The following is a 14,047-nucleotide window of genomic DNA, read 5'->3' as shown; positions in this document are numbered from 1 at the left end:
ATGGGCGCGCCGGCTTGGGTCGCAATCTGCAGATGGGTCGATAGATGGGTCGATTTCTCCGTGCCCCCCGCTTCACCGCATCGCCACGACCCGGACCTGACCCGTGCTGCGGGTGTAGGCAGCCTCGGTCCCTGCGGGGTCGGCGCGCAGGTCTTCGATGCCGGCGGCGACGACCTCGCGGAGGAATGCCACCTGCCGCGACGATTTCGCCGAGAGCCACGCGGGGCAGGCGGTGTCGCCGGTGGGCTCTGCGTTGCAGCGCGCCTCGACCGTCTCGGCCACGGCGAGCGCCTCGCGCACCTGACCCCTGCGGAGCAGCGCCCGCGCCTCCATGTGGACGACCTCCGGCTGCAGCCGAACCTCGCGGGGGGCGTTCGCGAGGGCGGCCGCCGCCAGGCCGGGCTGGTCACGATCCAGGTAAGCCGCCGCCAGCGCGGTCACGTTCCGGGCGCTGGGCGCGTGGGCGGCGCGGGCTTCGAGCACCGCCACGTCTCCGTGGGCGACCCGGGCCGGTAGGACCTCTCCTGCGCGGAGGCCAGGCCCGAAGGCGGTCATCCAGGCGATCCCGGCGAGGACACAGGCATTGGCGACGACGAACCCGAAGCGCATCTTCCAACCTCCAGCAGCCACACCGAGCGACAGCGCCTCGGGGCTCGGGTTCCAGGTTCCAGGCGCAGGCAGTAAAAAAGGTGGGATACCGTCCTACCCGGAACGCGGAGGAGGGGCCGGTGAGCCAGGCGCTCCGCGCTACTCCGAGGGGAGCACCACGAGGTCGTCGCGGTGCACGAGGATGTCGTCGTCGATGTCGGGACGCTTCTTGCGCGCGATCCGGGCTGCATCGCTTGCCGAGAAGCGTGCCAGCCCGCGCGCGATCTCGGCGCCGTCGGGATCGAGGATGGCCACCGCGTCCCCGGGAACGAAGGTGCCGCGCACCCCGAGGACGCCGACCGCGAGGATGCTCCGGTTGCTCGCGGTGATCGCCTCCACGGCGCCTCTGTCGACGAGCAGCGCGCCGCGGGGGCGCAGGGTGTATGCGATCCAGTGCTTGCGCGCGCCGATGCGCTGCGGGACGGCTGCGAACAGGGTCCCCACGTCCTCCCCGGCGATGACCCGCGCCACCACCTCCGGGTCACGCGCGGCGGCGATCACCACGTGCGCGCCGGCCAGCGTCGCGCGTCGCGCCGCTTCCACCTTGCTGGCCATCCCTCCGGTGCCCACCCCCGACGTCGATTGACCGGCCAGGTGCCTGGCCTCGCGCGCCACGCTGCGCACGAAGGGCACCCGGTGGCCGCTGACGTCGAGCAAGCCCTCGACGTCCGACAGCAGCACGAGCAGGTCGGCGTCCACGAGCGGCGCCACCATGGCCGAGAGCTGGTCGTTGTCGCCGAAGCGGATCTCCTCGGTCGCCACGGCGTCGTTCTCGTTGATGATCGGCACGGCGCCCGCGTCCAGGAGCGCCGCGAGCGCCTCGCGCGCATTGTTGGTGCGGGTGCGGTCGGCCAGATCGGCGTGGGTGAGGAGGACCTGCGCCACCACCAGCCCCACCTTGCCGAACGCCTCTTCGTAGCGCTGCATGAGCACGCTTTGCCCGGCCGCGGCAGCGGCCTGGAGGCGCGCCATGTCCTTGGGGCGCGACTTGAAGCCGAGCTTGGTGACCCCGAGCGCGATCGCACCGCTCGTGACGAGAATCACGCTCCGACCCGCGCTCGATCCCCGTCGCCCTCCGCCGTGGGCGCCGCTTCGGAGGGCCAGGACCTCGTGCGCGAGCCGATCCCAGGCGTCCCCGGAGAGGCTCTTGGAACCGATCTTGATGATCACCCGCTTCGCGCGGCGGAGGGCAGCCCGTGCTGCGTGCTCGTCAGTGTCTTGCGCTGGTGCGTGAGCGTCCCCGGCTTCAGCCACTGGACGACGTGCTCCTCAGGACCTCGTCGAACGCAGCGCTGAGGCGGCGCGCGATGTAATCAGGCGCCGACGCGCTCCCGAGCAGCAGCGTGTCCACCCAGCGCGTGAACTCGTCGCGCAGGTCCTCGCCACCTGCTGGCAGCACCGCGGTCGCGGGGGTCAGCGCCGGAGACAGGGTCCGCGCCGTGGCGCGGCTGATCAGCTCGCGGATGCGGCGCGCCTCCTCTGCGTGGATGCGAATGGTGCCGGTGGGGCGCGCGGTGGTGATGTACCGGTCCAGCAGGTGACCGAGGGCGAACACCTCGAAGCCGCGCACCGCCGCCGCGAGCGATCCGAGCGCCCGCAGCCGACGCAGCAGCTCCAGCGCCACGGCTTCTGCCGCCCGACGCAGGGCTGCGTGACCCTCTCCGGGGTCGGCGAGGATGCTCCGCGCTTCGGTCGTCAGGCTGAGACCGTGGCGCGAAATGATGTCGTGCACGACGGCCCCCCGGACGCGAGCGATGAGGCGATCGGGGACGACGGGGACAGGGATCGCAGCGGCCGCGACGGCGAAGCCGGTGAGCACGGCCAGGCGGCCCTGCGGCGGAGCGGCGGAGGATGCGGCGGTCGTGGCTGAGCTCTTCGGTGCCATCGACCCCACCCTACTACGACCCGCCCTGGATGACCGGCACCATCTCCAGGAGGGGCGCGCGCGCTTCCGCAGCGGCAGCCACGATGTCGCGCGTGGTCATCCCCTCGCGCAGGGTCACGAGGAGTCGCGTGGTTCCTCCGCGCACACCGAGGCCGCGACCTTCGAGCGCCTCCCTCAGCCTCTCGACCTGTCCCCGCGTCACGAGCGCATAGACCCGTCGCCCCTCGCTCACCTCTGCGGGTGCCCCCGCGAAGACCAGCGCTCCCTCCGCCAGCACCAGCAGATCGGTCGCCCCCTGGAGCAGCGCCCCCGTTGCGCCCGACATCCTGAGATGCCCGACCGAGATCAGCGCCTGCCGTCCCTCGGTCACCGCAGCGACCGCCGCCATCACGAAAGCCGCTGCGCTTCCATCGAGCCCGGAGAGCGGATCTTCGAGCACCACGACCGCGGGCGAGAGCGCCACTGCGGCGGCCAGCCCGAGCGCCCGACGTTCGTGCAACGAAAGCCCACCGATCTGCCGGAGCGCCGCGTGTCCCAGCCCTACCTTCGTCAGCGCAGCGCGCGCGAGGTCACGCCCGGCCCGCGCCGGCCCGCCCCCGAGCTTCGCGCTCCAGGACACGTAGGCCTCCGCCGTCCACGCCACTGGCAGGGGCGGATCCAGCATCGCTCCGCCTGCGATCGACCGATGCGCGGCGCGGCCCACCTCACGCCCCGCGAGGCGCAGCGTGCCGGCGACCACCCTGGCCTCCCCTTCGGGCTCACCGGCACCTCGCCGCCCCCGTGCAGCGAGAGGCACCCCCAGGAGCACCCCCAGGAGAGCCTGCGTCTCGCCCGTGCAGAGCAGCCGATCACCATGCGTCGCACAGGTGAGCCCCTCGATGGCGACCACGTCATCGACGGCGATGCGCACCTCGTGCGCCTCGAACAGCGGCGGGAGGGCTTCCCTTTCCTCGATGGCTTCCTCGATGACGCTCATCGCCGCACCTCGCTCACCGCCGCGCCTGGCTCAGGGCTCCACCGGCGCGGTGACGCGTCCCCCGAGCGATGCCTCCTCGGCAACCTCGATCCGGGCCAGCGGTCGGCTCGGCTCGAACACCAGGAATGGCGACAGCGAGCGCGCTATGTCGAGCAGCGCAGGGGGCATCGCTGCCGCCGGTCCCAGCGCGTTCGCTGTCACCCCTGCCGTCACGCCAGCCAGCTTGAGCACCAGGTCGAGCAGCCCGTCCTCGTCGTCGGGCAGCGAGAGGATGGGGGCGTCCTCCGGCAGACCACCCCGCCTCCGCGCCTCCGCCAGCGCCTCCCGGAGCCCGCCAAGCTTGTCGACGAGTCCGCGCTCGATCGCCTGAGCTCCTGTCCACACCCGCCCCCGCGCGACGGCGTCCACTTGCGCCGGCGTGAGGTGGCGCCCTTCGGCCACGCGCGCGACGAAGGTGTCGTAGAACTGCTTCACCTTCACCCCCAGGATCTCGCGCTCCTCGTCCGTGTAAGGCCTGAAGAAGGACTCCGCGTCCGCACGTGGCGCCGACCGGTATCCTTCCACCGTCACGCCCAGCCGTTCGAGGAGGCCGCTCACGTCGACCTTGCCGTAGTAGATGCCGATCGACCCTGTCACCGTCGACCGGCTGGCGTAGATCGGCCCTCCGCCCACGGACACGTAGTAGCCGCCGCTTGCCGCCTGCGAGCCCATGGACACCACGACGGGCTTCGCGCGCGCAGTCAGGATCGCCTCCCGCAGCATCACGTCTGCCGCCAGCGACGAGCCCCCGCCAGTCTCCACCCGCAGCACCACCGCGCGCACGCTGCTGTCCTCGCGGACCCTCTTCAGCGCCCGGGCCACCGTGTACGAGCCGGCCAGCTTGATGCCGAGCAGCGGGATGTTCTGGGTCTCGCCGTCGACCATGTCGCCGTCGACGTAGACCATCGCGACCTTCCCCACGTTTCCCCAGCGCTGCGGCGCCTCGTTCGGCGCCGAGTCCTCGACGATCTTGCTGCGCCCACCCATCACCTCCTCGACCACCTCGTCGATCTCGTCGTCGTACGCGAGCAGGTCGATGAGCCCAGCCTCCTTGGCCTCCCTCGCCAGGAACGGCCCCCGGGCGATGCGCCGCGCGAGTTCGCCTTTCGGGATGCGCCGTCCGCCGCCCACGTCGTGCAGCAGCACCCCCCCGAGCAGGTCCACGAGCTCCTGGTGATCTTCCCGGGCCACCTGGGTCCCCTGCGGCAGGGTGAACTGCTCCGCCGCCAGCTTGTGCGCGCCGATGCGCACGAAGTCTGCTTTGACGTGGAGCTTCCTGAGCAGGTCCCCGAAGTAGAAGTAGCGCGTCGACACGCCGGCGAAGCGCAGCCCTCCCGCCGGATTCATGGCGATGGCGTCTGCCTGCGAGCACACGTGGAGCGAGCGCCCGCCTGCGTCTTCCAGGTGGCAGATCACCTTCTTCCCGCGGCTCCTCAGCATCCGCAGCGCGTCCCCGACCTCCTCCGAGTGCGCCGTCGAGTTCGCGGGCTCCGCGCGGAGGACCAGCACCACCCCGTCCACCTCGGGCGCGTCGGCCAGGCGCCACAGCCGCTGGAGCAAGCGCGTATGCGCCCTCGCCCCCGGCGTCCCATCGATCCGGATCTTCGCCACGCGCCGGAGCATCGGCACGCCCGGTTCGCGGTAGCTCCGCAGCGCGGCGCCCACGTAGAAGCCCGTGCCCCCGCGCGTGTAGCCGTCACCGAACACCCCGCCGCCGAGGAGCTGCAGCCCCGAGACGTTGATGTCGAGGCCCGCCATCGCCGCGACTCCGGCCCTGCCGTTCGCGAGGTCTCGCAGGCTGACGTCCCCGCGGAGCCTGCCCACGCGCGGGACGTCGAGGCCCAGCGTGAACCGCGGGACCACCTCCCTGGAGCGCTCGAAGTACGTCGCCTCCGCGCCGATCTCCAGCGCGCGCGTCCCGAGCGGGCGGCTGGCGATCCCGAGGTCGTAGCTCCGCTCGATGGACGCCCCGAAGCGGTTCTCCGGCTCGTTCCAGTCCCTGGCGATCGCCGCGATGGACAGGAACGAGAATGGCCGGATGGTCAGACCGGTCGTCACCGAGAAGTGACCGTCGAGCGCGAGCGCATCCGAAGATCCCCACCCGAAGGTGGTTCCGAGCGCGAGCGCGTCGCCCGCGCGGACCGCGAGCCCCCAGCGGATCCATCGCCAGGTCTCGTCGAACGGCGCGGGCGCTGCGTCTGGCGGATCCATCAGATCCAGGCGCAGACCCGTGCTCACCATCGCGATCGGCACCGCCGCGCTGAACGAGTGTCCGCCGGTCGGGATGGGCGAGCCCGAGCCGGGCCGCACCCACATCCACCTGGCCTCCGCGCCCGGGAGGAAGGCGAGGTTCGCAGGGTTGACCGCGATGGCCGAGGCATCGCCACCGCCCGCGATGGAGCGGCCAGGGTCGGGCACCGGCTGCGAAGCGCGCTCCGGCGGCGCAGCGACCCCGGGCAGCGTGACGAGCGCCACGGAGGCGCAGACGGCGGCACGAACGGCGAGATGGTTCCAGGGGATCATGGGCCTCATACGACGGAGAGTTCCCGCAGCGTTTCTGCCTCGGCATCGTACGTCTTGCGGATCTCGGCGAGGGCCATGCGCTCGACCAAAGACCCGATCACCGCCACATGCACGTCGAGCGAGCCCTCCACGCTTCTCCGGGTACGCCCCCCGGGCAGAGGCTCCAGCCGGTATGTGCCCTCGGCGCGGAAGTACTGCCGCCATCGATCTTCGGGCGTGCCCCCTGCGGAAGCCTCACTGCCCCCCGGCGGCGCGCTGCCTGCGGGTGTCACGCTGCTCGGGTCGGCGTCCGACCGCGCGCCCCCTCGCAGTGCCATCGGCGCGACATGCCACGTCGCGGCGTGCTCGGTGAGCTGGTAGGTGAAGATCTCTTCCCAGGCCATCGCCTCTCGCGCCAGGTCTCGACCCTTGAAGACGGGCAGCGGCGCGTTTGCCTGGAACCGGAGCACCCGCCGCAGCTTCCCGGACTCGATCGCGTGCTCCACCGTGACCACACTCTCGAGCGTGGATACCTTCTGTCCCAGCCGCGGACCCAGCTCCGGCGAGAGGAGCGCCAGCTCGGCAGCATCGAGGGGCGCGTCGAGCTCATGGACGATCGTGAACCGCACGCGGCAGCTTTACCACGAGCGGCCCATCGAATCGCCTTCAGAGCCTTCCTGAATGGATGTCCCGTCGCTGCCCGGCCGACCGGCTTGCGGGATGCGTCGCTCAGCGCGCCGCGGCGGGCCCGAACTCGGTGGTCCCGATGTTCCCGCTCTCCGTCAGGAAGTACCAGAGATCCGGGGCGGGGAGAGACCGTAGCCGCTCCAGATCCGGTACCTGCGTGAGGGGGATGATCTCCGTGCCTCTCTCCAGGTCGCGCCGGAAAATACGAACCTCTTCCGGCTTGACGTACCCGAGGACCAGAGGACTGTGGGTCGTGAAGATCACCTGCCGCGGCCGCGACCCGATGTCGCCCTCCGAGATACGCCGGAGCAGACCGATCACCGCCTCCAGCCGCCCCGGGTGCAGGCCATTCTCCGGCTCCTCGATGAGGAGGATGTCGGGCGTCGACCCGTGGGCCAGCACCAGGTACGACGCGAACAGCAGCGCACCCTCGGAGGCGCTCGACGCAGGGATGGTCACGGGCGGACGGGTGCCTGCCAGGATGAACTCCAGCGCCTTTCCGAACCCGCTCGCCAAGGGTACCGCCCGCATCGCCACCCCCGCGACGGTGGGCACCGCCTCGCGCAGCGACAGCTCCAGGGCCCGGAGCGCGGCGCGGTCGGGCCCCGTCAGCAGTGCATCCAGGGCAGCGGCGAGGTTGTCCCCCGAGGAGGAGAGCTGCGGATCTGCGGCGATGGGCGCCACCCGGCGCAGCGCGCGGGGGTCGAACCGGTACTTGCCGACGGAGGTGAACCCCGAGACCAGCGCCCCGAGTTCCGCCTGGGTCCGGAGCGAGGCGCGGAGGCGCGTCTCCCGCGGGGTCGCCGCGGAGGCCACGAGGTGCACGGGCTGTAGCGGCAGCTTCTCGAACCGCACGTAAGGCCCTGCGCGCACCGCGAGCTCGTACGCGAACCGCTTGCCCCGGCTTTCTCCCTGCACCCGCCACACCATCGAGCGCGCCACGTTGCGCTGCCAGACCTGCTCCTCGAAGGGCGCCGGCCCGTGCGATCCCTCGGCCATCAGGCTCTCGGGCAGAGGCTCACGGGCCGTGCGGGCGAGGGTGTGGACCGCGTCGAGGAAGCTGCTCTTGCCGCTGTCGTTCGCGCCGATCAGCACCGTGAGCGGCATCAGCGTGGCCGTCACGTCCTGCAGGCAGCGGAAGTTGCGCACAGTGAGCTGAGTGATCATCGGTTTCCTTACGCAGGACGGTGCGACTCGCCGCAGTGAAGCGCACACCGTGCGCTCGCGGCAAGCGATCCTGTCCAGGCGCCTTCACCAGGGTATCCGGGTGCCGGTTCCAGGCAGATGGCCCGGACGCATCGTGCGATGGCTTGCCTCGCTGCGCAGAGCCGCGTACGACGCGCGGAGAGGAGGAGGATGTCTGTGCTCGACCTGCGCCGCGAGAACGTCGGCCGTGCGCGTCCAGCCGCGTTCGCACTGGCCCTGGTGCTGAGCGCCGCGTCCCTGACGCCGATCTCGGGGGCTTCTGCAGCCATGGCGCCCTCTGCGGGCAAGCCGAAAGCCCGCCCCGCGCAGCCCGCCAAGCGGCCACCCCCACTTCCGGCAGCCGAGGTCGCGGCTCTCCAGCAGCGGATCCAGGGCCGCGACGCGGAGGACATCCAGGCGGCCCTCGCCACGGTGCGCAGCGCGGGTCCGACCGCCGCGGCCCTCGCTCCGGCCATCGAGCAGCTCCTCCGACGCGGCGCAACCCTCCCTCTTCTTCGTGCCGCGATGAAGACCCTCGGCGCCCTCGCCCAGACCTCGTCAAGCGCTGCCCTCGCGCCTTACGTGCGCCACCGGGTCGAGGAGCTCCGGCACGAAGCCGCGCGCGCCATCGTGACGACGGGCGGACCTGATGCCGTGGCTGCGCTCCGTGAAGCGCTCCACGCCGGCGACGCAACACTCCGCGGCCTCGCCGCCACGGGGCTCGGTGCCATGAACGCGCGCGACGCGCTTCCCGATCTCTTCGAAGCCCTCGACCGCGGCGTTCCCCAGGCTGCGTCGGCCATCGGCCTCGTCTGCGATCCCGCCGCCTGTCAGAAGCTCCTCGGCAAGCTGGGCACCATCAGCTTCGACGTCATGGCGAGCGGCCTCGAAGCCCTCCTCCTCCGGTCACCTCCCCTGCCCGAGGCCGTGCAGCTCGAGGTCGTGCAGCGGGTGCGCAACCTCGCCACCCCCGACGCCCGCCGCCTCCTCCTCGACGTGGGAAGCCACTTCCCTGCGGACGGTCAGGCCCGCGTGCGCGCGGCCGTCGAAGCTGCCACCGCCGCCATGCCTCACAACGACGACGACCCTCCGAACACCGGCGCCGGGGAGGCCCGACCGTGAAGCGCTTGGCCCTTCTTCTCGGCCCGCTGCTCGCGCTCGGCGCAGCCCTGAGCTGTGGCGGTGGCCAGACACAGGGGTCGGTCTTCGACCCGCTCTGGGCAAATGACGATGGCAAGGGCATCGCCGCCATCCAGCGGCAGCTCGCCCCGGCTCCCCCTCCTCGGGGTGTCGACGTGGCGGTGGGCGTCGCTCAGGAGGGGGGCCGCACCCTCATCGTCGGCGCTCCGCTGCGCGGCGGCGAGCCGTGGACCTATGCGCACGCCCTCGACGCGCGCCCCGCCGTCGCTGGCAGCGTGGTCGTCGGCCTGGGGCGCCGGGAGCTGTTCGCGCTCGACGCCGCGAAGGGCAAGCTCCTGTGGAAGCGTAGCGTGCAGGGCCGCCTCCGGGCCGCTGGCGACGACGGCCGGACCACCGTCATCTCGCTCGAGCCGCGCACGGGCCGCGGCAGCGTGATCCTCGCGATCACCCACGATGGCGAGGTTCTCCGTCAGATCGAGGACGATCAGGACATCGGCGCCCCTGCCGTCGTCGGCCGCTACGCGTTCCTCCCCTGGCAGGGCCAGTACGTCACCGTGCTCGACCTCCTGCATGGCGGCGAGGCCGCGCGGGCGCTGCTCCGCACCGAGGTGAGCCACGCCTTCTCCATCGGCGGGGCGCTGTTCTTCGGCGGCGCCGCCGTCACGCGCGTCGACGACAAGATCCGCCTCGGCGGACAGGGACGCGCCACCACGGTGACCCTGCCCGCGCGCGAGCTCCCGGGCAACCCGCGCTGGCTCAACCCCGGGACCGAGGTGTTCCCCGCGCGCGCGACGGCGCTCGACAAGACCCACATCTACGCGCGCCCCACCGTGACCGGGCCCGCCGGCCTCGCGGACGATCGCTTCATCGCCACCTACTTCCGGGTGGTGACCGGCTTCGACGCGCGGAGCGGGAAGCTCGCCTGGGTCACCCTCGGTGACGCCGACATCATCGGCGGCGCCGCGTACGAAGGCGGCTTCGTCCTCTGCGACGAGCGCGGTGACGTGACCTTCCTCGACGCCGCCCATGGGGCCCCTTCGGCCCGCCTGTCGCTCGGCCGCCCCGTGAGGTCGTGCGTCGTGCAGGCCGACGGGATCAAGGTTCCCCCGCTGCCGAGGAAGGAGCCGCTCCTGCGTCAGCTCGAGCGCGTCGTGTCGTTGCCCGACGCCGAGCTCGTGGCCATCCAGCGCTTCCTCCTCCAGGAGCTCTCCGCGCTTCCCGACGATGAGGCGACGGCGACGCTCATCCAGCTCGCGAGCCAGGGGCGCGGCGCTCCCGCGCTCATGGACGCCGCGCGCGCTGCCCTGGCCGAGCGCCGTAGCGGTGCTCGCTTCCTCCTGGCCGCTCTAGAGCGCCGCTACGACTACCTCGCCTCCGTGGTGCACCCCCCACCCGTGGGGCCGATCGCCGCCGCGCTCGCTGCCATGAAGGAGAGCAAGGCCGCGCCGCTGCTCGTCGCGCACCTGCTCGACCCGGCGACGTCTCTCTCCGACCTCGTCCAGGTCGCCGAAGCGCTCGCTGCGCTCGCCGGTCCCGCCGAAGTGCCGGCCCTGCGCACCTTTTTCGCCATGTACCGGGGCATGGACGACGCCTCGCTCCTACCCGTCCTCGTCCACGTCGCGGCCACGCTTCGCCGCCTCGGCGCTGTCGAGATTCTCAGCCGCGCCGTCACCGACCCGTGGACCGCCGACGCCCTGCGCGATCGCCTCACCGCGCTGGACACGACCGCTCAGCCGTCGCGTCCGTCCCCGCGCCCCCCGTCAGGCCCGCCGTAGCCTTCGTCACGCTTCCGTGTGTCGTCGTCGTCGAGCGCGATCCGGACGCCACCTCTGCCAGAGCGCTTGCCGTGCGCGTCCTGCGTGCCCTGCGTCTCGCGTGCGTCCTGCGTGTCCTGCGTGTCCTGCGTGTCCTGCGCGTCCCGCGCGTACGCTGAACGGTGCCGTTCCCGGAGCGGCGCGCCCCCGTCGGGCGGGTGCTCCGGATCGAACGCCACCTGCTCCTCGCGCCCCTCGCGCTCCTCGCGCTCGTACTCTGCGCCGGGGACCTGCCGCTTCTTCAGCTCGTCGCCGAGGCGACCCACCACGTTGCTCGCCGCGCGCACCAGCTCCCGCCCGGCATCGTCGAGCGCGCGCCCCATCTGGGTGCGGTCGAGATCCTGGCGTAGCCCGGTCGCCGTCTTGCGGGCCGCGCGCCAGAGCAGCCCGAGGCCCTGCTTCAGATCGTCCTTCGGATCATCGCGGTCGCTCATGGGCGCCCGTTATGCGGCCGAGGCCGGGGCGCCGCAAGGCGGCTTCACGCCGCAGAGCGGGCCGGTGACTTCGTGCGCCCGTTGCCGGAGGGCGCCGGCCCGGCCGGACCACCCGACGGAGGACCTGCAGGCCTTGTCGTGGGAGGTGGCGCGACCGACTTCGCGCCCGCGGACGCCCCCGACATCGGCGGCACCGACGGCATCATGCCTGGCCTCGCCGAGTTCGGCGGCGTCATGGACCGCGACACCCCCGACGACGTCACGGATTTCGCCGAGCTTGCCGGTCCCGAGGCCCCGGCGAGCTTCCCCGCGCTCGCCGGCCCCGACGTCGTGACAGGCCTTCCGGCGCTCGCCCCGCCTGCGCTGCCCGCCAGCCTCGCGCTGCCCGACGCGCTCGCCGCGCTGGCCGTCGCCCCCGTCTTCGCCCCTGCGCTCGCCGCGGGTCGTGACTCCTTCGGCGGCTCGGAGGTGTGACCGCGCAGCGCAGGCGACCACGCCGTCGTCCGGTTCCTGCCCGAGCGCTTCGACACGTAGAGCGCCTCGTCGGCCGCCTTGAACAGCTCGTCCCACGTCGAGCCTGCCTCGGGGAACGTCGCGACGCCGACCGAGCAGGTCACCTGCACCGGCACGGCCCCCTCCTTGCCCGGCGTGTGGAACGTGGCCCGCTCCAGCTCCTCGCGCACCCGCTCGGCGAGCAGCATCGCCCCGTGCGCGTCCGTCTCCTCGCAGATCACCACGAACTCCTCGCCGCCGAAGCGCGCCACGGCGTCCGTCGTGCGCTTCGCCTTGCGCAGGATCTCCCCGAGCCCCTTGATGATCACGTCGCCCGCGTCGTGGCCGTAGGTGTCGTTCACCTTCTTGAAGAAGTCGATGTCCGTCACCATCACCGTGAGTCGCCGCTGGAAGCGCCGCGCCGCCGTGAGCTTTTGCTCGGCCATGTCGAGCATCGCCCGCTTGTTCAGCAGGCCCGTCATCCCGTCCGTCGTCGCCAGCTCCTCCAGCCGCCGCAGCATCCGCGCGTTCGACAGCGACACGGCCATGTGGCTCGCCAGCACCTCCAGCGTCCCCCGCACCGAGTCGTTGAACGCGGCGCGCCGACGCGACCCCAGCACCAGCGCCCCCAGGGGCTGGTCGTGCACGAGCAGCGGCATCACGTAGATCGAGGGCATGCTCGGCGGCGCGACCCGCCGCGTGAACACCACCTGGCGCTTCTCGTCGTACTCACCTCGGTACGGTAGAGGGTGGCGGTTCTGCAGCGCCATCGACACGAGCCCGGCGTTCTGCCGGAACCGCTGTCCGAGGAGCGCCTCCGCGCCCTCGCCGCTCGCCGCGCTGATCTCGTGCTGGCCGTTTGCCTCGTCGAACAGCGTCACCGCCGCGAAGTCCACCGAGGTGATCTCCCGCGCGCTCCGCACGCCCGCGTCGACCACGTCCCCCTCCGTCGTCGCCCGCCCCAGCGCCTCCGCCGCGCGGTAGAGCTTTCCTTGCTCCGCCTTCGCCCGTTCGAGCTGGACGAACACCCGCTCGTTCTGGATGGCCCGCACCGCGTAGCGCGCCGCCTCCTCCACGAGGTCCACCTCCTTCGGCAGGAACGCCCGGTCCTCCACCCGGTCCACCACGAGCACGCCGCGCACGCGACCATGCTCGAACACCGGCAGCGCGCACACTGCCCGCGCCGGGCAGGGCCCCTCGTAGTACGGCAGCTTGTAGCCGGGCTTCAGGCCGTCCACCACCACCGGCGACCGCTGCGTCAGCGCCGCACCGAACACCCCGTCGCCGGCGAGGAACGGCCCCTCCAGCAGGTCCGTCGCGTCGCTCGCGAGCTCGCTGATGCGCAGGTGCGTCCCCGCATCGTTCTGCCAGAGCAGCATCGCCGTGTGCAGCCGCAGCGACTCCCGAAGGAGGCGGAGCGCGAACAGCACCGATTGGTGGATCTCCTCCACCCCCGAGCGCACCAGCCGCTCCACGTCGACGTCCGCGCCACCCCCGGCAGCGCCCGCGCCATGGCCTGCGCTGGCGACCGCTGCTTCGGACACCGGTCCCCCCGTGTCTCGCTTCTCCCCGGAGCGCGACACCGAAGGTGCCGTGAGCAGCCGGTAGCTCCGTGCATCGTCGCGCAGCCGCTCGATCTCCGCCTGCAGCCTGCCTCGCGACGCCCGCCGCACCCGCCCGAGCTCCGCCCGCAGCACGGCCGCATTGAGCACCGCGAACACCGCCATGAACCCCAGGTGCGGCGCTGCCGCCCACCCGAACTCCCCGGCGCTGCCACCCGTCGCCCAGCGCACCGCCACGTCCAGCGCGCCGGCGAAGAGCACCACGCCGATCGAGGCGACGGGCCGCGCGAACGCGCTCACCAGCGCGATCACCACGTACACGGCCGCCTGCGCGCGTCCATCGAGCGTGCCGTCGAGCCTGAGCACCGCGGCCACCGCCGCGATCACGAGGAGCGATCCGATCTCCAGATCCAGCAGCGCGCCCCCCGCCGCCCCGCCCCTGCGCCGGGCCGCGCCCGTGCTCGCCGCGGCTGTCGCGGGCGCCGCAGGGAGGACGCGCCGGGCCACGCCCCGGTGCCCGAGGAGCAGTGCGAGTGCCACGGCAGCGGTGATCGCGTAGGGCGTGTCGAGGGGCTCGGTGGCGTCGAGGAGGACGAGGCCGGCAAGACCGAGCGCCGCGAGGAGCGGCGTCACCCGACGGGCGGCGCGTCGAGCGGAAAGCATCGCGTGCACCAGGTTGGCCA

Annotated in this window: 11 protein-coding genes; 2 read left to right on the top strand and 9 right to left on the bottom strand. The window is 72.4% G+C overall.

The genetic code is table 11. The features are described from left to right. Window positions 1–72: 72 nt before the first annotated feature. The 7 genes from CAP_RS23790 to CAP_RS23760 all read right to left on the bottom strand — a co-directional run bounded on the left by CAP_RS23790 (window position 73) and on the right by CAP_RS23760 (window position 7,904). Window positions 73–609 carry a hypothetical protein gene (locus CAP_RS23790; protein WP_044244925.1) on the bottom strand — a complete coding sequence of 179 codons (537 nt, stop codon included), beginning with the start codon at window positions 607–609 and terminating at the stop codon, window positions 73–75. A gap of 138 nt (window positions 610–747) precedes the next feature. Then, window positions 748–1,902 carry a glutamate 5-kinase gene (gene proB / locus CAP_RS23785; RefSeq protein WP_044244923.1) on the bottom strand — a complete coding sequence of 385 codons (1,155 nt, stop codon included), beginning with the start codon at window positions 1,900–1,902 and terminating at the stop codon, window positions 748–750. Further along, window positions 1,895–2,533, bottom strand: a complete 639-nt coding sequence (locus CAP_RS23780; RefSeq protein WP_156041086.1) for a hypothetical protein — start codon at window positions 2,531–2,533, stop codon at window positions 1,895–1,897. The genes proB and CAP_RS23780 overlap by 8 nt, the downstream gene beginning before the upstream one ends. A gap of 13 nt (window positions 2,534–2,546) precedes the next feature. Beyond that, window positions 2,547–3,509, bottom strand: coding sequence for a P-loop NTPase family protein (locus CAP_RS50840; protein WP_156041085.1), 963 nt, complete (start codon window positions 3,507–3,509; stop codon window positions 2,547–2,549). A gap of 30 nt (window positions 3,510–3,539) precedes the next feature. Then, entirely contained in the window at window positions 3,540–6,071 is a 2,532-nt protein-coding gene (sppA, locus tag CAP_RS23770; RefSeq protein ID WP_052375763.1) for a signal peptide peptidase SppA, read from the bottom strand. A 5-nt stretch (window positions 6,072–6,076) separates the two neighbouring features. Next, complete coding sequence (locus CAP_RS23765) at window positions 6,077–6,679, bottom strand: DUF2505 family protein (protein WP_044244921.1); 603 nt, start codon at window positions 6,677–6,679, stop codon at window positions 6,077–6,079. A 100-nt stretch (window positions 6,680–6,779) separates the two neighbouring features. Further along, entirely contained in the window at window positions 6,780–7,904 is a 1,125-nt protein-coding gene (locus CAP_RS23760; RefSeq protein ID WP_044244919.1) for an AAA family ATPase, read from the bottom strand. Between the two features lie 189 nt (window positions 7,905–8,093). On the opposite strand from CAP_RS23760, the gene CAP_RS23755 reads away from it, so the two are divergent. Then, a complete protein-coding gene (locus CAP_RS23755) occupies window positions 8,094–9,044 on the top strand; it encodes a HEAT repeat domain-containing protein (RefSeq protein ID WP_044244918.1) in 951 nt (316 codons plus the stop codon). Then, window positions 9,041–10,837 (top strand): outer membrane protein assembly factor BamB family protein, encoded by a 1,797-nt coding sequence (locus CAP_RS45400; protein ID WP_052375761.1) that lies wholly within the window; start codon window positions 9,041–9,043, stop codon window positions 10,835–10,837. The genes CAP_RS23755 and CAP_RS45400 overlap by 4 nt, the downstream gene beginning before the upstream one ends. Here the strand turns inward: CAP_RS45400 and CAP_RS53905 are convergent. Both CAP_RS53905 and CAP_RS55080 read right to left on the bottom strand, forming a co-directional pair. Then, window positions 10,792–11,310 (bottom strand): hypothetical protein, encoded by a 519-nt coding sequence (locus CAP_RS53905; protein WP_231511647.1) that lies wholly within the window; start codon window positions 11,308–11,310, stop codon window positions 10,792–10,794. The genes CAP_RS45400 and CAP_RS53905 overlap by 46 nt on opposite strands. 44 nt (window positions 11,311–11,354) lie before the next feature. Next, window positions 11,355–14,027, bottom strand: coding sequence for a sensor domain-containing diguanylate cyclase (locus CAP_RS55080; protein WP_269324569.1), 2,673 nt, complete (start codon window positions 14,025–14,027; stop codon window positions 11,355–11,357). Window positions 14,028–14,047 lie beyond the last annotated feature (20 nt).

This window comes from Chondromyces apiculatus DSM 436, from assembly GCF_000601485.1.
GTDB classification, from domain to species: domain Bacteria; phylum Myxococcota_A; class Polyangia; order Polyangiales; family Polyangiaceae; genus Chondromyces; species Chondromyces apiculatus.
The sequence above is the reverse complement of the archived record's forward strand: the minus strand, read 5'-3'. Positions and strand labels throughout refer to the sequence as shown.

Bases quoted from the DNA above. Each gene is read 5' to 3' on its own strand.
- CAP_RS23790 (WP_044244925.1), bottom strand. From the start codon at position 609: ATGCGCTTCGGGTTCGTCGTCGCCAATGCCTGTGTCCTCGCCGGGATC.
- CAP_RS23780 (WP_156041086.1), bottom strand. From the start codon at position 2,533: ATGGCACCGAAGAGCTCAGCCACGACCGCCGCATCCTCCGCCGCTCCG.
- CAP_RS50840 (WP_156041085.1), bottom strand. From the start codon at position 3,509: ATGAGCGTCATCGAGGAAGCCATCGAGGAAAGGGAAGCCCTCCCGCCG.
- sppA (WP_052375763.1), bottom strand. From the start codon at position 6,071: ATGATCCCCTGGAACCATCTCGCCGTTCGTGCCGCCGTCTGCGCCTCC.
- CAP_RS23760 (WP_044244919.1), bottom strand. From the start codon at position 7,904: ATGATCACTCAGCTCACTGTGCGCAACTTCCGCTGCCTGCAGGACGTG.
- CAP_RS23755 (WP_044244918.1), top strand. From the start codon at position 8,094: ATGTCTGTGCTCGACCTGCGCCGCGAGAACGTCGGCCGTGCGCGTCCA.
- CAP_RS53905 (WP_231511647.1), bottom strand. From the start codon at position 11,310: ATGAGCGACCGCGATGATCCGAAGGACGATCTGAAGCAGGGCCTCGGG.
- CAP_RS55080 (WP_269324569.1), bottom strand. From the start codon at position 14,027: ATGCTTTCCGCTCGACGCGCCGCCCGTCGGGTGACGCCGCTCCTCGCG.